Origin of the sequence: Streptomyces profundus (genome assembly GCF_020740535.1) — a bacterium.
Lineage (GTDB): Bacteria > Actinomycetota > Actinomycetes > Streptomycetales > Streptomycetaceae > Streptomyces > Streptomyces profundus.
The window spans coordinates 43,473-63,000 of sequence record NZ_CP082362.1 but is presented as its reverse complement, the minus strand read 5'-3'; the positions used below and the strand labels follow the sequence as shown (position 1 = coordinate 63,000).

Here is a 19,528-nt window from a genome sequence, read left to right as displayed (position 1 = left end):
TCCACCGGGACGGCTAACTCAATGAATAACAATCTCAATCATTGAGATAATCTACCGTGCCTCGGCGACGGGGGGTGACACGGGTGCGGATCAGCGCCGCGGCGTCCGCAGCTCGCCCAACTCCTCGTTGAGCGCGTTCAGAAAGCGCGACACCACGGCCAGCTCCGCCGCGCTGAACCCCGCGCGGGTGCTCTCGGCGGCGGCGGCCAGCGGACGGAAGTGCTCGCGCGCCGCCGGCCTGGCGCTCGCCGCGTAGTGCACATGGACGACTCTGCGGTCCTCGCTCGCACGCGAACGCCGCACATGGCCCGCGCGCTCCAACCGGTCGAGGCAGGCGGTGACGGCCCCCGAGGTGAGCCCCAGCCGGCTCCGCAGGTTCCCCGGCGTCAGCGGCGCCTCGCTGTCCAGGATCACGGCCAGCGCCTGCACATCGGTCGGATGCAGCCCCTGGGCCAGCGCGAAACCGTGGACCAGACGGTTGATCTCCCCGTTCAGGTGCCGCAGCTGTCGGGCGAACGCCTGGAGATCGCTCGCCGAGTCGTCGGTACTGGCCATCCCGTCAGCTTATAGAAGAGCGGATCGCCAGCCGGCGCCCGGCCGCGCCTCGCGCCGGCGCGGCTTCCCGCGCCGCGGGGTGGTGTCGCCCAGGATGGGGGCCGGCCCCGCCCCCACCAGGAGAAGCCCGATGCGCCACCCCCACACGTCGTCACACGGCCGGCAGCCGTGAGCACCGCGCACTGGCTCTTCGGGGACCAACTCGGCCCGCACTTCACCGCCCCCGGCGACGGCGGCCCCGCCCGCCGGGCGCCGCTGGTGATGATCGAGGCCCGCTCGGTGCTGCGCCGACGCCGCTTCCACCGCGCCAAGGCCCACCTCGTGCTCTCCGCGATGCGCCACCGGGCGGCCGAACTCGGCGACCGCGTCCGCTACATCAGGGCCGACACCTACCGGGAAGGGCTGCGCACCGCCGTGGGCGACGCCCGGGTGACCGTCCACCACCCCACCTCGCGCGCCGCGCTGGCGCTGGTCACCGCCCTGGACCAGGTCACGGTGCTGCCGCCGCGCGGCTTCCTGCTCGCCCCCGAGGACTTCCGCGCCTGGGCCGACCGGTACCACGAGAGCGGGCTGCGCCAGGAGAACCTCTACCGCCGGGTGCGCCGCGCCCACGGCCTGCTGATGGACGGGGACCAACCCGCCGGCGGGCGGTGGAACCTCGACCACGACAACCGCGAACCGCCGCCCCGCCACGCCTCGACCCTGGGCCTGCCGGCGCCCTACCGCCCGCGCGAGGACGCCATCGACGAGGAGGTGCGGGCCGATCTCGACCGCTGGGAACGCGACGGCGAGGTGTCGTTCGTCGGCCGGGACGGCCCCCGCGCCTTCCCCGCCACCCGACGCGAGGCACTCGCCGCGCTCCACCGCTTCGTCGACCGCCGGCTGGCCACCTTCGGGCCCCGCGAGGACGCCATGCTCGCCGACGATCCGGTGCTCAGCCACAGCCTGCTGTCGTCCTCGCTCAACCTCGGGCTGCTCGACCCGGGGGAGTGCGTGGCCCTGGCCGAGGACGCCTGGCGCGCCGGAAAGGCGCCGCTGGGCAGCGTGGAGGGCTTCGTCCGGCAGATCGCCGGCTGGCGCGAGTACGTCTGGCACCTCTACTGGTACGCCGGCGCCGACTACCGCGACCGCAACGCGCTGGGGCACACCGCGCCGCTGCCCGACTGGTTCCTCGACCTCGACGCCGACGCCGTCACCGCCCGCTGCCTGGCCACCGTCCTCGCCCAGGTGCGCGACACCGGCTGGACCCACCACATCCCGCGCCTGATGGTCCTGGGCAGCTACGCCCTACAGCGCGGCTGGCACCCCCTCGCCGTCACCGACTGGTTCCACCGCAGCTTCGTGGACGGCTACGACTGGGTGATGCTGCCCAATGTGATCGGCATGTCCCAACACGCCGACGGCGGACTGATGGCCACCAAGCCCTACACCTCGGGCGGCTCCTACCTCCAGCGGATGAGCGACTACTGCGGGCCCTGCGCCTACCGCCCCGGCGACCGGGTGGGGGAGCGGGCCTGCCCGTTCACCGCCGGCTACTGGGCCTTCCTGGACCGCCACCGTGAGACGTTCGCCGACAACGCACGGATGTCCAGGCCCCTGCGGGGCCTGGACCGTCTCGCCGACCTGACCGAGCTGCTCCACCAGCGGGAGGCCGGATCGGACGCCGCGCCCCCGTGAGGGGGCCGCCCGCGCGTCCCGGCGGTCAGGCGCGCGGGCCGCCGGGAGACGCCGGCTGCGGAGCCAGGCCGGCCGCCGCCATATAGGTGGAGAGGACCAGCTTGCCCACCGCGGGGTAGGCGCCCAGCGGCTCGGCCGTCGGGCAACCGGCCTCCTTGGTCGCCGACTCCAACAGGCCCTCCGGGATCTCCGGGCCGATCAGGCAGGGCGCCACGGCCAGTTGCTGGGCCCCGGCCTCCAGCAGCCGGTTCGCGGTGTGCGCCACCGCGCCCTCCTCGTCGAGCGCGGCGGCCAGCACGGGCACCGCGAGCCGCGCGGAGAGCAGCATGCCGGTGATCCCCGCGGTCTGCACCGCCTCCTCACCGCCCACCGTGGCGAGCACGATGCCGTCGGCGGCCGTGGCGACCGTGAACAGCCGCGCCCGGTCGGCCCTGGCCAGCCCCGACTCCGACAGCCGGACATGCACGCCCTCCGCCAACAGCGGGTGCGGGCCCAGCACATCGGTCAGCTCGGCGCCCGAACCGCTGTGCACCACGGTCTGCCGTATGCCGCGCAACTGGGCACTGTCCGGGCCCGCCAGCAGCGGCACCACGATGGCGCTGGGCGCACCGCTCGCCTCCGAGGCCGCCGCGTCGGCGCCGGAGAGCACCTCCTCCAGGGAGGGGAACTCCTCACCCGCGCGCTCGGCGAAGCCGATCCGCCCGTCCAGGCCGGGCAGTTCGGAGCGGGCGATGCTCAACACCTCCTCGGCGACGGAGAGAGACGAGGCGGAGGGCGTCCCTGGCACCGCGAGCACCAGCGGCGGCGCCCCTTCGGGGGCGGACACCGGCTCCGGCCTGCGATGGCGTCCGGACTGACGGGGTCGCGGCATACGTACGGGGAGGCCGGATGCTGGCCCAGTGGAGGAGCTCATGTCGCCGCATGTTAATGCCTTGATGTGCCCGGCTGTTCGTCCGGGGGGACAGGGACCAGATCTGTCCCGTTATGTCCCACGCGTCGGTGTGACGCTGCCGGCGGTGGCTCTTACCCACGGTGGTCGACGATGTGCAGCAGGGCGGGGTCCTTGGGCAGGTGGGATGTGCCGTGGGCGAGGCGGGCGGCGATCAGCAGGGCGCCGTCCAGCGGGGTGCCGGCGGCCGGGACCAGCAGGGCCCGGGGGAGCCGGCGCGCCAACTCCGCCCGCAGCGGCCCGGTGAGCGGATCGCCGAGCTGGAGGAGCCCGCCGGTCAGCGCGACGCGGCCGTCCGTGTCCGCCGGGCAGACCGCGACCGCCGAGTCGGCGATCTCCCGCGCGGCCTCCCGCAGGATGCCCGAAGCCACCTCGTCCGGCTCGTCCGCCGTGGCGCAGCGCGCCACCTCGGGAGCGAACGAGGCCAGCACCGCCGCGCGGTCGGGGCGTGGATAGATCCGCGCCGGCAGCCCGGACATCGGCCCGAACTCGGCCTCGGCGCGCGCCAACAGCGCCGCCGAGCCCCCGGGGCGGCCGTCGTGCGCGCGCAGCGCGGCCGTCAGCCCGCGCCGCCCGATCCAGGCGCCGCCGCCGAGATCGCCCAGCAGATGGCCCCAGCCGTCCGCCCGCCGCCAGGTCACCAGGTCGGTGCCGAGCGCGATCATGCCCGTGCCCGCGGCGACCACGGCGCCGGGCGCCTCGCCGAGCGCCCCCGCGTAGCCGGTGACCGCGTCGGCGGCCAGGGCCAGCCGGCGGACCCCGAGCCCGGCGGCCAGCGCCTCGGGCAGCTCCGCCCGCAGCCGGCCGCCCAGCGTCGCCATGCCGGCCGCCCCCACGCAGATCGCGTCGATCCGCTCCCTGGGCGCCACCTCGTCGAGCAGGGCCCGTGCCGTGGGCAGGAGTTGGGCCAGCAGATGGCCGGCGTCGATCCCGCCGGGGCCCGTCCGCACCGGCTCGTCGGTGCGGCGCCGGCCGCCGGGGCGCGGCGCGCCCTCCGGCGTCGCCTCGGCCAGCGCGATCCGCAGGCCCGAGCCTCCCGAGTCGACGCCCAGCACCCAGGCCGAGGCGGTCCCGGCCCCTGACGTCACGGGAGCTTCCAGTCCACCGGGGAGCCGCCCTGTTCGGCGAGCAGGGCGTTGGCCCGGCTGAACGGCCGGGAGCCGAAGAAGCCCCGGTCCGCCGACATGGGCGAGGGATGCGCCGACTCCACGGCCGGCACCCCGCCCAGCATCGGCCGCGCCGTCCTGGCGTCCCGCCCCCACAGGACGGCCACCAGCGGGCGGCCCCGCGCGGCCAGCGCGCGGATGGCCTGCTCGGTGACCTCCTCCCAGCCCTTGCCCCGGTGCGCGGCCGGGCGCCTGGGCGCGGTGGTCAGCGCCCGGTTCAGCAGGAGCACCCCCTGGTCCGCCCAGGGGGTGAGATCCCCGTTCGAGGGTCTCGGCAGGCCCAGATCGGTGTTCAGCTCGCGGTAGATGTTCTCCAGGCTGCCGGGCAGGGGGCGCACCTCGGGGGCCACCGAGAAGCTGAGGCCCACCGCGTGCCCCGGCGTGGGATACGGGTCCTGACCGACGATCAACACCCTGACGTCGTCGAAGGGTTGCTGAAACGCGCGGAGGACGTGCTGGCCGGCCGGGAGGTAGGTGCGGCCGGCGGCGATCTCGGCGCGGAGGAAGTCCCCCATGGCCGTGATCCGGTCCGCCACCGGCTCCAGCGCCTTCGCCCAGCCCGCTTCGACAATCTCGTGCAATGCTCGTGCTGCCACGGTCCGTCACCCTACTGGCAAGCACCGACAGCCCGTTGCCCGGCCGCGTGCCGGGCGCGCGGCCGGGTACCGCGCGCCCGGGGGGCAACCGTGCGCCTTAGAACGGCGGGGTCGATCCCGTCAGAAGGCGCGTTCGTACTGCGCGGGGATCGCCGGGGGAGAGACCCCGAGCTCCCCGGCCGCGCGCAGCGGCCAGTAGGGCTCGCGCAGCAACTGCCGGCCCAGCAGCACCGCGTCGGCCTCGCCGGAGGCGAGGATCTTGGCCGCCTGGTCCGGCTCGGTGATCAGCCCGACCGCGGCGACCGGCAGCCCCGCCTCCCGCCGCACCCGCGCGGCGAACGGCACCTGGTAACCGGGCTCCGTCGGCACCCTCACATGCGGCGCGTTGCCACCGGACGAGACGTCGAGCACGTCGACGCCGTGCTCCCGCAGGTCGTGGGCGAACCGCACGGTGTCGTCCGGCGTCCAGCCGTGCTCCGTCAGCCAGTCGGTGGCCGAGATCCGGAAGAACAGCGGGAGCTCGTCGGGCCACACGGCCCGCACGGCGTCCACCACTTCGAGCGCGAACCGCGTCCGGCCCGCGAAGTCGCCGCCGTAGCGGTCGGTGCGGCGGTTGCTGTGCGGGGAGAGGAACTCGCCGATCAGATAGCCGTGGGCGCCGTGCACCTCGGCGACCTGGAAGCCGGCCGTCAGCGCGCGCCGCGCCGAGGCGGCGAACTGCTCGACGATCTCGCGGACGCCCTCCTCGGTCAGCTCCGCCGGCGTCGCGTAGCCGTCGGCGAACGGCACCGGGCTCGGCGCCGACGGACGCCAGGGACGCTCGTCCCCGGCCAGCGGTCCGCCGCCTTCCCAGGGGCGGCGCGTGCCGGCCTTCCGTCCGGCGTGGGCGAGTTGTATCCCCGGCACGGCGCCCCGCTCGCGCAGCGCGCGGGTCAGCCCGGTCAGCGACTCCTGCTGCCGGTCGTTCCACAGGCCGAGGTCGGCATGGCTGATCCGGCCCTCGGGGCTGACCGAGGTCGCCTCCGTCAGGATCAGGCCCGCGCCACCGACCGCCCTGGTGGTGTAGTGGGTGTGGTGCCACTCGTTGGCCGCCCCGGTGTCAGGGCCCGACACGGCGGCGGAGTACTGACACATGGGCGCCATCCAGACGCGGTTGGGGACGGTAAGCGAACGCAGCGACCAGGGCTCGAACAGCGTGCTCATGGCGGGGATCCTCCCGAGGTCGGTACCGGGGCGCGAGGACCCGGATAGTACGACGACCATCGTACGATGCTTCGGGATGCTTCGGGGTCCGCCCCAACGCCCTCTCGTACCATGGCCCCATGACGCTCAGCGCCGGTCCCGAAGCCCCGAGCCGCTCGCTCGCGCACCCCACGCGCGCGCAGATCCGGCTGGAGCAGGTGCTGCACGCGCTCTCCGACCCGGTCCGGCTCTCCGTGGTCAGCGCGCTGGCCGCCACCGAACGCGAGCTGCCGTGCTCGGCGTTCCCGCTTCCGGTCACCAAGTCCACCTGCACCCACCACTTCCGGGTGCTGCGGGAGGCCGGCGTCGTCCGCCAGGTCTACCGGGGCACGGCCAAGCTGAACGCGCTGCGCCGCCAGGACCTCGACGTGCTCTTCCCCGGCCTGCTCGACGTGGTGCTCGACGCCGCCGCCCAGCAGCGGCGGCAGGACTCCGCAAAACCTCTCTAGGGCCGGCCGCCCGTCGTGTCCCCCGCGGCGCGCAGCAGGGTGGGCCAGTCCGCGATCTTCACCGGCCCCCGGGACAGCGTGCGCCCCAGCGCCGCCTCCGCAGCCTCGATGCCGAGCCAGCCGGGCCACTCCACCGGATCGGCGCCCGCCGCCCGCAGCGCGGCCAGGGGATCGGCCGCCGGCGCGGCCGGCAGCGCCGGCAGATCCGCCAGCACGGAGGTCGCCGTCTCCTTGCCGCAGGGGCGGTTGCTGCCGATGACCCCGGTCGGGCCGCGCTTGATCCAGCCGGCCACATACTCCCCGGGCGCGACATCCCCGCCCCGCAGCACCCGCCCGGCGGCGTGCGGGACGACGCCCCGCTCCGGGTCGAACGGCAGCCCGTCCAGCGCCACCCCCTGGTACCCCACCGACCGCAGGACCAACTGGGCCTCGATCTCCACCTGTTCGCCGGTGTCCGTGACCCGGCCGCCGCCGATGCCCGCGGTCCGCTCGAAGCGCACCGCGCGCACCGCGCCCGCCCCGTCGTCCAGCAGCTCGACGGGGCGCAGGAAGAACCGGGGCGCGATCCGTCGGGCCCGGCCGCGCGGGGGAGCGTCCGCCCAGGCGCTCAACGCCGCCAGGTTGCGCCGGGCGTTGGCGCCGAGCGACGCGGGCTCGGCGCCGTCCGGATCGGCCGCCAGCTCGGCGGCGTCCACCACCACCTCGGCCTCGGCGAGGGTGCCCAGCTCGCGCAGCTCCTTGGTGGTGAACCTGGCCTGGCTCGGGCCGCGTCGGCCCACCAGATGCACGGAGCGCACCGCGCTGTCCGCCAACGCGGCGAGGACAGGGGGCGGTACATCCGTGCTCCGCAACTCGGCGGCGGTGCGGGCCAGCATCCGGGCCACGTCGAGCGCGACATTGCCCGCGCCGATCACCACGGCCGAACGCGTGTGCCCGGGCAACTCCAGCCGGGGCGCGTCCGGATGGCCGCTGTACCAGGAGACGAAGTCGGTGGCCGACCAGCTGCCGGCCAGCTCCTCGCCCGGGATCCCGAGGCGCCGGTCCCTCGCCGCGCCCACGCAGTACACCACCGCGCCGTAGAGCGCGCGCAGCCGCTCCGCGCGCACCCCGTCGGCGCCCACCGGGACGTTCCCGAGGAAACGGACCCGGGGATCCTCCAGCACACGCCGCAGCGTGGCCTGTAGGGACTTGATCTTCTGGTGGTCGGGGGCCACCCCGTAGCGCACCAGGCCGTAGGGACAGGGCAGCCGGTCCAGCACATCGACGCGCAGCTCCGCGCCCGGGTGCTGGTCGAGCAGCGCCTGGGCGGTGTACACGCCACTGGGACCGGAACCGACCACTGCGATGCGCACCATGGCGAACCCCCTGCCGCTCGCTTCGGACGTGGAGCATCGGGCGCGGACTCCCCTCCAGCATCCCACCGCGCGGCCGGCCTGGCGAGCCCCACGCGGGGGCCGGTGCGCCTCAGCGCAGGTCGGCCATCCGTGCGATCTCCGACGACTGGCTGGCGATCACATCGGTGGCCAGCCGTTCCACGTCCTCGTCGGTGGTCTCGCCCAGCACGGCGGCGGCCATGGTGACCGCTCCCTCGTGGTGGCGGACCATCAGGGTGAGGAAGAGCTGGTCGAAGTCGGCGCCCCTGGCGTCGGCCAGCCGCGCCAACTCCTCGGCCGACGCCATCCCGGCCATGCCCCCGTGCTCGGCGTGGTCCCCGTGCTCGCCGTGGTTCTCGCCCGGTCCGTGCGCCAGGTCGTCGTGCCGCTCCAGCCAGGCGCGCATCACCTCGATCTCCGGCGTCTGGGCGGCCTCGATCCGCTCCGCCAGCCGGCGCACATCGTCCGATTCGGCGTGTTCCAGGGCGAGTTCGGTCATCACCAGCGCCTGCCCGTGGTGCTCCACCATGCCGTCCATATAGGTGAGGTCGGCCGGCCCCGGCGGGCGTTCGCCCGGGGCCCGCTCGGCGGCCTCATCGGCGCTCAGCGTCTCGGCCGGTTCGCCCGGCGCGCCCGGCGCCACCACCGGCGGGCCCTCGTCGGCCGCCGAGGCCGCGCCGCCGCTACAGCCGGACAGGGCGACCGTCGCCAGCGCGACGGCCACCAGAGTGACCAGCGCGACCAGGGGGGAGCGGGATCCGGGGCGTGGGCGGTCCGTCAACGGGTCCTCCTGTTGCGGCGTATGACATTCCTGTTACCCATATTGACGTGCTCATGTAAATAGCGGGGTGAGGGGTATGCATGACGGGGCAACCGCACCGCCCCGTCCGAGGATTGAGGGAGAACGTCCAGTGACATCGTGGCACAGGCTCCGTCGACGACAAGGGCGCCTCGGTGTGCTCGCGGTCCTGTTCGGCCTGGTGGTGGCCCTGCTGGTGGCCCATCCCGCCGCGGCGACGCCGGATCCGGGCGACGAGCCCCCGCCGACCGAGGACATCTCCGAGAGCGACCGGCGGGCGGTCGAAGCGGCCATCGCCAGCGGCGAGATACCGGGCGTCGACGAGATCGCGCACAGCGACAACGTCACCCACCTCGCCAACATCCCGCGCTCCGAGGGCCTCACCAGCACCAACACGGATATCGCCTTCCAGGGCACGTACGCGTTCGCCGGGAACTACGACGGCTTCGTGGTGTACGACATCAGCCGGCCCAGCGCGCCCGAGATCGTCACCCGGGTGCTCTGCCCGGGCTCGCAGAACGACATCTCGGTCTCCGGGGACCTGCTCTTCCTGTCCGTCGACTCCTCACGGTCCGACGACTCCTGCGCCAGCGAGCCCCAGCCGGCCACCGAGGCCGACTCCTGGGAGGGCATCCGCGTCTTCGACATCAGCGACCTGCGCGCCCCCCGCTATGTCTCCGCCGTCGAGACGGCCTGCGGCTCCCACACCCACACGCTGGTGCCCGACCGGCGCGACGTCTACGTCTATGTCTCCTCCTACGGGCCCAACCAGACCTTCCCCGACTGCCAGCCCCCGCACGACGGGATCTCCATCGTCAAGGTGCCCAAGCACGCCCCCGAGCGGGCCGCGCTCGCCAGCTTCGAGGTGCTCTTCCCCGACGGCGGGTTCCCCGGCGACGAGGACGGATCGGCCACCAGCGGCTGCCACGACATCACCGCCTACCCCGCCCTCGACCTGGCCGCCGGCGCCTGCATGGGCGACGGCATCCTGTTGGACATCTCCCGCCCCGCCGCGCCCCGCGTGCTGGACCGGGTGCGGGACGTCGAACACTTCGCCTTCTGGCACTCGGCGACCTTCAGCCAGGACGGAAGGAAGATCGTCTTCACCGACGAACTCGGCGGCGGCAGCGGCGCGACCTGCGACGCCCGCACCGGCGAGGAGTTCGGCGCCAACGGGATCTACCACGTCGAGGGCCGGGGCGAACACCGCCGGCTGAGCTTCCAGAGCTACTTCAAGATCCCGCGCCACCAGGCGGAGACCGAGAACTGCGTGGCCCACAACGGCTCCCTGATCCCGGTGCCCGGCCGGGACATCATGGTCCAGTCCTGGTACCAGGGCGGCGTCTCCTTCTGGGAGTTCACCGACTCGCGGCGGCCCCGGGAGATCGGCTACTTCGAACGCGGCCCCGTCAACGGCGAGCAGCTCTCCTTCGGCGGCTCCTGGTCGGCCTACTACTACAACGGCCATGTGTACTCCAACGACCAGAAGGGCCTGGACGTCCTGCGCATCGACGACCGGCGCACCGATCCGGCCCGCCGGGTGCGGCTGCACGAGCTGAACGCGCAGACCCAACCCACCTACCGCTGAGCCCGCGCTACGGGGACACCCGTGGCCTGGGCATCCCGCCGGGCGGCGACTCGCTCGGCGGGATGCCCAACCGCCAGGACAGGTCGAAGCGGGCGAACAGCTCCGCCCGCAGCCGAGCGGACGACATCGGCGCGCCCGGCAGCAGCTGGGCCACCACCGCGCCCATCAGCAGGGCACGCAGCATCGGGTAGTCGCCGTCCGGATCGGCCGAGCCGAACTCGACCACCGTGTTCCGCAGCAGAAGGGCCAGCCGCTGTTGCTCGGCGCACTGGATGAAGCCCTCGCACTGGAGCAGCCCGGCCATGTGCGCCCGCATCAACACCGGTTGCTCCTCGGCCAGCCCCAGGATCGCGTCGATGGCGCGCGCCATCAGCTCCCGACCGGCGTCCTCCCCCTCGGGCCGCGGATCCCGATCCAGCGTCGAGGAGAGCCTGCGGTGCATCAGACGGTGCACCGCCGACTGCAACAGTTGACGTTTTCCCGGAAAGTAGTACGAGATCAAGCCCCGGGCCGCGCCCGCGCGATCCGCGATATCACCCAAGGTCGTGGCCTCGTAACCGCGTTCGGCGACCAGCTCGACGGCGGCCTGGAGCAGCCTCTCGCGGGAACGACGGCGCATCTCCTCATTGACCGATGCGCTGCGAGGCGACATGCTGGGCTCCTGTTGACTGGCTCACAGCCAATATACTCAGCCGGGCACCTGACCTCGGCCCGGGTCGGCTGCGATCAGTCCGGCGGCGGTATCGGGCGGCGCGGGGGACCGTCCGATACCGCCGCCGACTCCTTTCCCGAGCCGACGCCCCGATGGTCCCGAGCCGGCGCCCCGATCCCTCGGGCGACGCTCCCGGCTCAACGCACCAGATCCAGGACGGGCAGCAGATCCTTGGGGCGTTCGTCCACCGGCAGATGCCGCACCAGGTGCACCGCGCAGCCCAACGCCGTCGCCCCGCCGTCCGCGCGGGGGCTGTCCCCCACCATCAGCGCCCGCTCGGGCGCCACCCCGAGCGCCGCGCAGGCGTGGGCGAACAGCGCGGGATCGGGCTTCTGCACCCCGTGTTCATAGCTCAGCGCGAACGCGTCGACCAGCTCCAGCAGGCCGTGCTCCCGGAAGACCGGCCGCAAGTCCCAGCCGATGTTGCTCACCACGGCGACCCGCAGGCCGCGTTCCCGCAACGCGCGCAGCACCGGGCGGGTGTCCGGGTACTCGCGCCAGGCGTCCGGCTCCCTGTGCCGGTCGTAGAGCGCGTCGTACACCTCGGGCGCCCCCGGCAGCGGCACCTGCCTGGCCAGCGTCACATACAGCTCGCGATGGCCCGAGGGGTCGCGGTCCCGCACCTCCCACAGCTCGCGCAGGCCGGGCGGCACCTCATCGGGCTCCGAACCGCCGGGCAGCGCGCCGACCCGTTCCAGCTCGGCCGCGCGTCGCCGCGTCTCCGCCGCCGGCAGGCTCACCCCCACCCGGTCGAGCCCCACCCGCAGCCAGTCCAGGGTCGGCTCGACGCGCAGCAGCGTCCCGGAGAAGTCGAAGAGCACACCCGAGATCGTCATGCCCCGATCCTCTCCCGGCCCGCCCCCGGGCCACCAGCCGAAGCTCAGCCGGTGAGGGCGGAGAGACCCGGCGCGAACGCCACCAGCAGCGGCACCGCCGGCACCAGCGTCACCGCCGCCGTCAGCCGCAACCGCCGCGCGGGGGACAGCCGGCGCTCCGGGGCCAGCAGCCGACTCACCCGCTGCGGCACCTCGGCGTGCTCCGACGCGTGGGAGAAGACCCCACGCCCCTCGTTCAGCCCGACCAGCGCCAGCGCCGTCGTCATCCGGCCGAACCGGCGGGAGGCCATGTCGTCGGCCGACAGCTCGACGAGCCGGTGCACCTGCGCCTGGAACGCGGCGAACACCGGCACCCCGGGGAAGCCGCCGGCCAGCGCGCCGGCGCAGTGCTGGAGCCAGTGGTGACGCGCCAGCGCGTGCCCGCGCTCATGCGCCAACACCGCGTCCAACTGCCGCCGGTTCAGGCGACGGAGCGCCGCGGTGGTGATCACCAGCCTCGGCGGCGTGCCGGGCAGCAGCCACGCGTCCGGGCGCTCGTCCTCCCACACGACCAGCCGCTCGGCCGATCCGGACTCCTCGCCCGGCAGCCGGGGGGAACGGGCCAGCAGCTCGGCGCGGCGCCGCCGCCGCCCCGCCCTGGCCCGGCGCACCTCGCGGGTGAGCGCCACGGCCGTCCACAGGCCGCCGAAGGCCAGCGCCAACGCGATCAGGGCGGCCCACCTGTCGCCGTCGGGCGGCAGCGCGTAGGCGTCCACCACCACCGCGGGAGCCGGCGCGAACACCCCGCCGTGCACGGCCCGCCAGGCGGCGGCGCCGGACAGCGCCATCGCCAGCACACAGCACAGCAGCACGGCGGCCACCACGCACTGCCACATCCACAGGGCCAGGACCGGTTCGCGATCCGACCAGGAACCACGGGCCACCACGCGCGGCGCCATCGCCGCGGTGAGCGCGCCCAGCACCAGGAGCGTGATGGTGATCACCATGAGCCCAGCCTAGAACGCCGCCGGCGGCCGGGCGTCCCCCGGGGCCGCCGGCGTGAGCAACGCCTCACCCGGCCAGCACCATGGTGAACATCCCCAAGGACAGGGCGAGTCGACAGGCCGCGCCCACCTCGTCCGGCCGCTGCCCGTCCCCGGCGGCCCCTGTCCCGGCCGCTGTCCCCACCGCTGTCCCCACCGCCGACCCCGCCGCCGTCCCGGCCGGCAGCGGCAGCAGGCGGGGCGCGGCCCGCAGCGCGTAGAGCCCGAAGTAGACCAGCGCGGGCCCCGCCCACCCCGGTGGCCCGTGTCCCGGATGTCCCCCGGCCATGGCCCACGCCATCGCGAGCATCGCGGCGCCCTCCACCAGATGGTGCGCCCGGTGGCGCGCGCCGGCGCCGAGCGGCAGCGCCGCGCCCAGCGTGCTCGCCGCCGCCAGGGCGACGAGCAGCCAGGACGGGGGCGCGGCCCCGGCGACGCCGCCGGCCATCGACAGCGCCATCAGCGCCATGCCGAGCCCCATCGCGGCCTCAAGCCCCCGGCCCTGCCGCTCGCCGGGAGCGGCCCGCCGCAGCCGCGCCAGGCAGTAGCCGCCCGTCGCGCCGCAGACCACCACCAGCAGCCAGTTCACCAGCACGGGCCCGTGCATCGCCCACCTCCGCGCGGTCTCGACGGCGACCTCCGCGCAGAGGCTGCCCGATGCCGCGTCCCCCCACGGCGGCGCATGGGAGCGCGGGGGCGCGCGGAGGTGGGGACGTGTGGAACTAGGATGCTGCGCTGTGACCGCGACAACGGAGCTGATCTTCAGCGAGGCGAACGAGGCGGACGTCCCGGCCCTGGTGGCGTTGGTCGAATCCGCCTACCGGGGCGAGGCCAGCCGCGCCGGCTGGACCACCGAGGCGGATCTGCTGGACGGCCGCCGCACCGACGCCGACGCCGTGCGCGAGCTGGTCGCGGACCCGGGGAGCCGGCTGCTCACCGCCTGGCGGGACGGGGAGCTGGTGGCCTGCTGCCAGCTGCGCGAGCCGCCCGCCGACCAGGGCGGGCCACGCACCGCCTACTTCGGGATGTTCGCCGTGCGCCCCGGGCTGCAAGGCGCGGGCCTCGGCCGGCAGGTCCTCGCCGAGGCGGAGCGCACGGCGGCGCGCGACTGGGGCGCGGAACGCCTCAGGATGACGGTGATCTCCGCCCGCGAGGCGCTGATCGCCTGGTACGAGCGCCGTGGCTACACGCGCACGGGCGAGACCGAGCCCTTCCCCTACGGCGACGAGCGCTTCGGCCTGCCGCGTCGGCCCGATCTGCGGTTCGACGTGCTGGTCAAGCCGCTGCCCTGACCGACCGCGCGATCTCCGGACGGTCGGTGACCACCCCGTCCAGGCCCAGCGCCCGCGCCTCGGCCAGCTCCGCCTCCGTGTTGACCGTCCAGCCGAGCACGGCGAGTCCGGCGTCCCGGCAGCGGCCCACCACCTCCTCGTCGAGCCGGGGCAGCTCACCGGAGACCAGCGCGCAGCCCAGTGCCACGGCTCGCTCCGGCGCACTCGGCGTCGAGGTGCCGGTGACCAGCCCTCGCGGCACCTCGGGCAGCAGCGCGGCCACGGCGCTGAGCGCCGCGTCGTGGAACGAGATCACGGTGACCCGGTGGTGCAGCCGGTGCCGCTCGACGAGTCCTGCCAGCCGCTCGGCGGCGGCCGGGTCCTTGATCTCCAGCTGAAGGTGTCCGCCGACCTCCGTCACCACCTCCTGGAGCGTCGGCACCCGCTCGCCCCCGCCGGCGTCCAGCCTCCGCAGCTCGGCCAGCGTCAGCTCGGCGACCGCCCCCCGCCCGTCGGTGGTCCGATCCACCCGGGCGTCGTGCAGCACCACCAGCGCGTCGTCCGCGCTCAGGCGCACATCCAGCTCGATCACGTCCAGGCCGGTCAGCTCGGCCCTGCGGAAGGAACGCAGGGTGTTCTCCGGCTCCACACCCATCAGCCCACGGTGTCCCACGGTCAGCAGCGCCATGGCCCACACCCTAGAGCCCGCACGGAAGGGGCCCACGGGACGCCCGGTTGATCGGGCAATCTTCTGGGGATACCGTGGATACGCTGCATATTCTTCTGTGGAGGGTGGGTCATGACGGAAAGTCTCGCGTCAATCGCGGCAAAGGGCGACGGATTGACGGCGGACCGTGTGGTCGCTCATCCCGCCTGGCCGGTGCTCAGGGACGCCGTCGCGGCGATCCGGCCCGCCCAGGCCAAGGACGGCTCGATCGACCTCGCCGCCGAAGGCGCCCCCGACCGCGCCGAGTTGACGCGCCGGATCGACACGATCGTCGACGCCGTCCAACGCCTGAGCCCGCTGCTGCCGCACGACGCCGCCTACCACCGGGCCCTCGTCGACGATCTGCGCCGCTGGGCCGACGACGGCTTCGGCGTCCCCGACTTCCTCGACTCGCTGCTCGCCTTCCAGCCCACGGCCGAGCGGGCCGACGGCCGCCAGCACCTGGTCGTCTTCCCCATGTACACGCAGAACGGCAACCCCGACCGCAACCTCGAAGCCGTGGTGCTGCGCGTGGTGTGGCCCGAGTGGCTCGCCGAGCTGGAGCGCACCCGCTACGACAACCCGATGTTCCTCGGGATCACCTTCGAGGACTTCACCGACGGCTACGACACCAACTCGGCCGTCCTCTTCCCCGAGACCATCGCCGTGCGCCAGGCGCCCGCCCGGTTCTCCTGGGGCGGCATCTTCTGCGACCGGGAGGCCGCCAGATTCCGCCGGGTGATCAGCGCCGCCAGCGAGGTGACCAGCCTGGAGCTGCCCGAGGACGCCAGCGGCCTCCTCACCGACCAACAGCGCTGCCAGCAGACCTTCGTCCTGTGGGACATGGTCCATGACCGCACCCACAGCCACGGCGACCTGCCCTTCGACCCGTTCATGATCAAACAGCGCCAGCCGTTCTGGATGTACGGCCTGGAGGAGCTGCGCTGCGACCTCACCGCCTTCCACGAGGCCGGCCGCCTCGCCGACGACGGCTATCCCCAGGGCCGCGACGTGCAGTACGCGGTGCTGCTCGACCGCCTCTTCCGCTTCCCGGTGACCGGCGCCAGGGTCCGCAACTACGACGGGCTCGGCGGCCAACTCCTCTTCGCCTACCTGCACCAGCACGACGCGCTCCGCTGGCGCGACAACCGCCTCACCGTCGACTGGGCCCGCGCCCGCGAGGTCACCGCCCAACTGCGCGACGAGATCGAGACCCTCTACCGCAAGGGCATCGACCGGCCCAAGATCGTGCACTGGCTGAAGTCCTACGATCTGGTCGCCCGCTACCTCTCCCCGCACCCGGGCTCCGTCTGGGCCAAGGGCGCCGAGGCCCTCGACCTCGACCAGCCGCCGCGCCGCCTGGTGGACGACGTACTGCCCGACGAGTTCCCGCTGAGCCTCTTCTACGAAGCGCTCGGCAAGAAGCTCCGTAAGGTGATCGAGTCCACCCGGGGCATCACCGCCGACCAGGCCCCCACCAGGGCCGCCTGACCGCCGGCCCGCCCCCGGGCAGCACGCTTCGACGAGGAGGCACCCCATGAACAACCCCGTCCCAGGCGAAACCCCCAGGCCCGGGGGCGCGCTCGAAGGAGCCGTGATCGCGGTGGCCGGCGCCGGCGGCCCCGCCGGCCACGCCACCCTGCTGCGGCTGGCCGAGGCCGGCGCCGTCGTGGTCGCCGCCGACGCCGACCCCACCCGGCTCGCCGAGGGCGTCGACGCCGCCCGCTTCGCCCACGGCGGCGCCACCGTCATCGGCGACACCGTCGACCTGCTGCACCTCGACCCCACCCGCGAGTGGGCCGAGCGGACCGAACGCGAATACGGCCGGATCGACGGCCTGGTGCACCTCGTCGGCGGCTGGCGCGGCTCACCGACCTTCGCCGAGACCGACCTCGCCGACTGGACGCTCCTCCACGACCTGCTGGTGCGCACCGTCCAGCACACCTCGCTCGCCTTCCACGCCCCGCTCGCCCGCTCCGGCAACGGCCGCTTCGTGCTGGTCAGCGCCGCCGGCGCCAGCCGGCCCACCGCGGGGAACGCCGCCTACGCCGCCGCCAAGTCGGCAGCCGAGGCGTGGACGCTGGCGCTGGCCGACGACTACCGTAAGGCGGCGGCCGAAGGCGCCCGACCGCCGGCCGCCGCCACCGTGCTGGTGGTCAAGGCGCTGGTCACCGAGGCCATGCGCGCCCAGAAGCCGAAGGCGAGGTTCGCCGGCTTCACCGATGTCCACGACCTCGCCGACGCCGTCAGCAGGCTGTGGACCACCCCGACCGAGGAAGTGAACGGAAACCGCCTGTGGCTCACCCAGAAGCCGTGACCCCGCCCTTCGGCCCCACCGACGCCCGCCGCCGTCACGATCCCGCCGTCCGCGGTTTCGCCTCCGACAACTACTCGGGCGCCCACCCCGAGGTGCTGGCGGCCCTCGCCCTGGCCAACGGCGGACACCAGTCCGCGTACGGCGCCGACGCCTACACCACGCACCTCGGCGACCTCTTCCGCCACCACTTCGGCCCCCGCGCCGAGGTGTACCCCGTCTTCAACGGCACGGGCGCCAACGTCGTCGGGCTCCAGGCGCTCACCGACCGCTGGGGTGCGGTGATCACCACCACCAGCGCCCATATCAACGTCGACGAGGGCGGCGCCCCCGAGCGGGTCGGCGGCCTCAAGCTGCTCACCGTCCCCACCCCGGACGGCAAGCTCACCCCCGAGCTGATCGCCGGCGAGGCGTTCGGCTTCGACGACGAGCACCGCGCCATGCCGCAGGTCGTCTCGCTCACCCAGAGCACCGAGCTCGGCACGCTCTACACCCCGGACGAGATCCGCGCCATCGCCGACCTCGCCCACGAACACGGCATGGCCGTCCATGTGGACGGCGCCCGACTGGCCAACGCCGCCGCGACGCTGGACCTCCCGCTGACGGCGTTCACCACCGACGCCGGCGTGGACGTCCTCTCCTTCGGCGGCACCAAGAACGGCCTGCTCCTCGGCGAGGCCGTCGTCGTCCTCGCCCCCGAGCGGGTCCGCGCCATGCGCCACCTCCGCAAGCTCTCCATGCAGCTGACGTCGAAGATGCGCTTCGTCTCCGTCCAGTTCGAGGCGCTGCTCGCCGGCGACCTCTGGCTGCGCTCCGCCCGCCACGCCAACGCCATGGCCCGCCGCCTGGCGGCGGGCGCCGGCGACCTCGACGGCGTGCGGATCTGCCACCCCGTCCAGGCCAACGGCGTCTTCGCCGAACTCCCCCAGGAGGTGAGCCGGCGACTGATGAAGCGCTACGCGTTCTACTTCTGGAACGAACCGGCCGGCCAGGTCCGCTGGATGTGCTCCTTCGACACCACGCCTGACGACGTCGACGGCTTCCTGACGGCCCTGCGGGAGGAACTCGGCCGTTAGGGCAATACGTTCGGATCTTCACGGGCTCACGATTCCCCCGGACTCCGTCCGAGGGGACCTTGGGGGCACCTCCCGGACGAAGTCCGGGGGAGTACGAGCCGCGATCCGGCGCCTCAGCGGCTGCGCGGCGGGCGGCCGGGAGACGTGGGGCTCGCCCCCGCCGGCCAAGCGGTGCCCCGCGCCCCGCCGCTGGCTGCCGGCTGGCGTCCGGCCTCGCGGGGCGCGGGGGCGGACCGGCTACGAGCGACGTGGCAGTGTCCCCACGGGGCCCGGCCGGCCCGGGGTCAGGAGTGGGAGGCCGGGGGCGGGGGGGCCGCGCCGCCGAGGTGGGCGGGGAGCCACCAGGTATCCTCCGGCTTCTCCGGCTTGTCCGGATACGCCCGCTGCGCGGCGTCGAGCAGCTCGTGCACCCGCTCGCGCAGCCGCTCCGTGATGTTGGCCGCCGGCTCGTCCGGATCGGCCAGCATGGGCTTGCCGATCCTGATGGTGATCGGGACGTGGTTGCGCCGTAGATCCCGCTTGCGGCCCTTCGTCCACAGCCGCTGCGTGCCCCACAGCGCGACCGGCAGCAGCGGGACCTGCGCCTCCTGCGCCATCCGCGCGGCGCCGGACTTGAACTTCTTCAGCGTGAACGAGGGGGAGATCGTCGCCTCGGGAAAGACCCCGACGATCTCCCCGCCCCGCAGCGCCTCCAGCGCGGGGGCGAACGACTGGTCGCCCCTGGCGCGGTCCACCGGGATGTGCTTCATGGCGCGCATCAGCGGCCCCGACACCTTGTGCCGGAAGATCGAGTCCTTGGCCATGAAGCGCACCAGCCGCTTGGCCGGGCGGGCGGCGAAGCCGGCGAAGATGAAGTCCATATAGCCGATGTGGTTGCTGGCCAGCACCGCACCGCCCTGACGCGGCACATGCTCGTCGCCGCTGATGTCGAAGCGCAGGTCGAGCACCTTGAACATCGTCCGCGCGGTGGCGATGACCGGCGGGTACACGAACTCTGCCATGAAGGACCTCTCTCAAGCGGCAACCTACGCCACCGTAACTTCCCGAGTGGCCCGATCGTGCCCGAAAGAGCGGGGGATCGCCACCCCCGGGCGGGACGAGGGGGCCGCGCGCGGCCCCCAGATGGCGCGATCCCGACGGGAGTTGAGGGCGTCGCCGGGAAGAAAAAGCACCTCTGGCACGCTGTGCGGGGAAGAG

The 19,528-nt window shown here is 74.0% G+C and carries 20 protein-coding genes; 7 read left to right on the top strand and 13 right to left on the bottom strand.

Annotated elements, in window-relative coordinates; translation table 11 throughout:
• Positions 1 to 90 precede the first annotated feature (90 nt).
• Positions 91 to 555: a MarR family winged helix-turn-helix transcriptional regulator gene (locus K4G22_RS00310; protein WP_228077544.1), complete on the bottom strand. Its 465-nt coding sequence runs from the start codon at positions 553 to 555 to the stop codon at positions 91 to 93.
• A gap of 168 nt (positions 556 to 723) precedes the next feature.
• On the opposite strand from K4G22_RS00310, the gene K4G22_RS00305 reads away from it, so the two are divergent.
• Positions 724 to 2,232, top strand: a complete 1,509-nt coding sequence (locus K4G22_RS00305; RefSeq protein ID WP_228077543.1) for a cryptochrome/photolyase family protein — start codon at positions 724 to 726, stop codon at positions 2,230 to 2,232.
• A 25-nt stretch (positions 2,233 to 2,257) separates the two neighbouring features.
• Here the strand turns inward: K4G22_RS00305 and K4G22_RS00300 are convergent, their stop codons facing one another.
• From K4G22_RS00300 to K4G22_RS00285, 4 genes are all read right to left on the bottom strand, one after another.
• Positions 2,258 to 3,145: a sirohydrochlorin chelatase gene (locus K4G22_RS00300; RefSeq protein ID WP_228077542.1), complete on the bottom strand. Its 888-nt coding sequence runs from the start codon at positions 3,143 to 3,145 to the stop codon at positions 2,258 to 2,260.
• A gap of 110 nt (positions 3,146 to 3,255) precedes the next feature.
• Positions 3,256 to 4,269: an N-acetylglucosamine kinase gene (locus tag K4G22_RS00295; protein WP_228077541.1), complete on the bottom strand. Its 1,014-nt coding sequence runs from the start codon at positions 4,267 to 4,269 to the stop codon at positions 3,256 to 3,258.
• On the bottom strand, positions 4,266 to 4,943 hold the full coding sequence (locus K4G22_RS00290) for a uracil-DNA glycosylase (RefSeq protein ID WP_228077540.1): 678 nt from the start codon (positions 4,941 to 4,943) through the stop codon (positions 4,266 to 4,268). Before K4G22_RS00290 ends, K4G22_RS00295 begins: the two co-directional genes overlap by 4 nt.
• A gap of 120 nt (positions 4,944 to 5,063) precedes the next feature.
• Entirely contained in the window at positions 5,064 to 6,146 is a 1,083-nt protein-coding gene (locus K4G22_RS00285) for an NADH:flavin oxidoreductase/NADH oxidase (RefSeq protein ID WP_228077538.1), read from the bottom strand.
• 119 nt (positions 6,147 to 6,265) lie between these two features.
• Between K4G22_RS00285 and K4G22_RS00280 the strand changes: the two genes are divergently transcribed.
• Complete coding sequence (locus K4G22_RS00280; protein WP_228077537.1) at positions 6,266 to 6,634, top strand: ArsR/SmtB family transcription factor; 369 nt, start codon at positions 6,266 to 6,268, stop codon at positions 6,632 to 6,634.
• Here the strand turns inward: K4G22_RS00280 and K4G22_RS00275 are convergent.
• Positions 6,631 to 7,989, bottom strand: coding sequence for an FAD-dependent oxidoreductase (locus K4G22_RS00275; protein ID WP_228077536.1), 1,359 nt, complete (start codon positions 7,987 to 7,989; stop codon positions 6,631 to 6,633). The genes K4G22_RS00280 and K4G22_RS00275 overlap by 4 nt on opposite strands.
• Positions 7,990 to 8,098: 109 nt before the next feature.
• Positions 8,099 to 8,788: a DUF305 domain-containing protein gene (locus K4G22_RS00270; protein WP_228077535.1), complete on the bottom strand. Its 690-nt coding sequence runs from the start codon at positions 8,786 to 8,788 to the stop codon at positions 8,099 to 8,101.
• Positions 8,789 to 8,918: 130 nt separating this feature from the next.
• Here K4G22_RS00270 and K4G22_RS00265 point away from each other — a divergent pair, with 130 nt between their 5' ends.
• Positions 8,919 to 10,394 carry an LVIVD repeat-containing protein gene (locus K4G22_RS00265; protein ID WP_425336571.1) on the top strand — a complete coding sequence of 492 codons (1,476 nt, stop codon included), beginning with the start codon at positions 8,919 to 8,921 and terminating at the stop codon, positions 10,392 to 10,394.
• A 7-nt stretch (positions 10,395 to 10,401) separates the two neighbouring features.
• Here the strand turns inward: K4G22_RS00265 and K4G22_RS00260 are convergent, their stop codons facing one another.
• The 4 genes from K4G22_RS00260 to K4G22_RS00245 form a co-directional block, all read right to left on the bottom strand.
• On the bottom strand, positions 10,402 to 11,046 hold the full coding sequence (locus K4G22_RS00260) for a TetR/AcrR family transcriptional regulator (protein WP_228077534.1): 645 nt from the start codon (positions 11,044 to 11,046) through the stop codon (positions 10,402 to 10,404).
• Between the two features lie 197 nt (positions 11,047 to 11,243).
• Positions 11,244 to 11,942 (bottom strand): HAD family hydrolase, encoded by a 699-nt coding sequence (locus tag K4G22_RS00255; RefSeq protein ID WP_228077533.1) that lies wholly within the window; start codon positions 11,940 to 11,942, stop codon positions 11,244 to 11,246.
• A gap of 44 nt (positions 11,943 to 11,986) precedes the next feature.
• On the bottom strand, positions 11,987 to 12,928 hold the full coding sequence (locus K4G22_RS00250) for a M56 family metallopeptidase (protein WP_228077532.1): 942 nt from the start codon (positions 12,926 to 12,928) through the stop codon (positions 11,987 to 11,989).
• Positions 12,929 to 12,992: 64 nt separating this feature from the next.
• On the bottom strand, positions 12,993 to 13,571 hold the full coding sequence (locus K4G22_RS00245; protein WP_228077531.1) for a DUF5134 domain-containing protein: 579 nt from the start codon (positions 13,569 to 13,571) through the stop codon (positions 12,993 to 12,995).
• Between the two features lie 130 nt (positions 13,572 to 13,701).
• Here K4G22_RS00245 and K4G22_RS00240 point away from each other — a divergent pair, with 130 nt between their 5' ends.
• Complete coding sequence (locus K4G22_RS00240) at positions 13,702 to 14,256, top strand: GNAT family N-acetyltransferase (RefSeq protein ID WP_228077530.1); 555 nt, start codon at positions 13,702 to 13,704, stop codon at positions 14,254 to 14,256.
• Here K4G22_RS00240 and K4G22_RS00235 read toward each other — a convergent pair.
• Positions 14,240 to 14,923, bottom strand: a complete 684-nt coding sequence (locus tag K4G22_RS00235) for a glycerophosphodiester phosphodiesterase (RefSeq protein WP_228077529.1) — start codon at positions 14,921 to 14,923, stop codon at positions 14,240 to 14,242. The genes K4G22_RS00240 and K4G22_RS00235 overlap by 17 nt on opposite strands.
• 111 nt (positions 14,924 to 15,034) lie before the next feature.
• Here K4G22_RS00235 and K4G22_RS00230 point away from each other — a divergent pair, with 111 nt between their 5' ends.
• From K4G22_RS00230 to K4G22_RS00220, 3 genes are read left to right on the top strand one after another with little or no spacing between them, the layout of a single operon-like run.
• Positions 15,035 to 16,432 carry a DUF6421 family protein gene (locus K4G22_RS00230; protein WP_228077528.1) on the top strand — a complete coding sequence of 466 codons (1,398 nt, stop codon included), beginning with the start codon at positions 15,035 to 15,037 and terminating at the stop codon, positions 16,430 to 16,432.
• A 46-nt stretch (positions 16,433 to 16,478) separates the two neighbouring features.
• The gene (locus K4G22_RS00225) at positions 16,479 to 17,258 is read left to right on the top strand and encodes an SDR family NAD(P)-dependent oxidoreductase (RefSeq protein WP_228077527.1); all 780 of its coding nucleotides are present in this window, start codon (positions 16,479 to 16,481) and stop codon (positions 17,256 to 17,258) included.
• Positions 17,255 to 18,331, top strand: coding sequence for a threonine aldolase family protein (locus K4G22_RS00220; protein ID WP_228077526.1), 1,077 nt, complete (start codon positions 17,255 to 17,257; stop codon positions 18,329 to 18,331). Before K4G22_RS00225 ends, K4G22_RS00220 begins: the two co-directional genes overlap by 4 nt.
• Positions 18,332 to 18,615: 284 nt before the next feature.
• Here K4G22_RS00220 and K4G22_RS00215 read toward each other — a convergent pair whose 3' ends face one another.
• Positions 18,616 to 19,332, bottom strand: a complete 717-nt coding sequence (locus tag K4G22_RS00215) for a lysophospholipid acyltransferase family protein (RefSeq protein WP_228077525.1) — start codon at positions 19,330 to 19,332, stop codon at positions 18,616 to 18,618.
• Positions 19,333 to 19,528: the final 196 nt, after the last annotated feature.

Bases quoted from the DNA above. Each gene is read 5' to 3' on its own strand.
- K4G22_RS00310 (WP_228077544.1), bottom strand. From the start codon at position 555: ATGGCCAGTACCGACGACTCGGCGAGCGATCTCCAGGCGTTCGCCCGA.
- K4G22_RS00300 (WP_228077542.1), bottom strand. From the start codon at position 3,145: ATGAGCTCCTCCACTGGGCCAGCATCCGGCCTCCCCGTACGTATGCCG.
- K4G22_RS00285 (WP_228077538.1), bottom strand. From the start codon at position 6,146: ATGAGCACGCTGTTCGAGCCCTGGTCGCTGCGTTCGCTTACCGTCCCC.
- K4G22_RS00280 (WP_228077537.1), top strand. From the start codon at position 6,266: ATGACGCTCAGCGCCGGTCCCGAAGCCCCGAGCCGCTCGCTCGCGCAC.
- K4G22_RS00275 (WP_228077536.1), bottom strand. From the start codon at position 7,989: ATGGTGCGCATCGCAGTGGTCGGTTCCGGTCCCAGTGGCGTGTACACC.
- K4G22_RS00260 (WP_228077534.1), bottom strand. From the start codon at position 11,046: ATGTCGCCTCGCAGCGCATCGGTCAATGAGGAGATGCGCCGTCGTTCC.
- K4G22_RS00255 (WP_228077533.1), bottom strand. From the start codon at position 11,942: ATGACGATCTCGGGTGTGCTCTTCGACTTCTCCGGGACGCTGCTGCGC.
- K4G22_RS00250 (WP_228077532.1), bottom strand. From the start codon at position 12,928: ATGGTGATCACCATCACGCTCCTGGTGCTGGGCGCGCTCACCGCGGCG.
- K4G22_RS00245 (WP_228077531.1), bottom strand. From the start codon at position 13,571: ATGCACGGGCCCGTGCTGGTGAACTGGCTGCTGGTGGTGGTCTGCGGC.
- K4G22_RS00235 (WP_228077529.1), bottom strand. From the start codon at position 14,923: ATGGCGCTGCTGACCGTGGGACACCGTGGGCTGATGGGTGTGGAGCCG.
- K4G22_RS00230 (WP_228077528.1), top strand. From the start codon at position 15,035: ATGACGGAAAGTCTCGCGTCAATCGCGGCAAAGGGCGACGGATTGACG.
- K4G22_RS00225 (WP_228077527.1), top strand. From the start codon at position 16,479: ATGAACAACCCCGTCCCAGGCGAAACCCCCAGGCCCGGGGGCGCGCTC.
- K4G22_RS00215 (WP_228077525.1), bottom strand. From the start codon at position 19,332: ATGGCAGAGTTCGTGTACCCGCCGGTCATCGCCACCGCGCGGACGATG.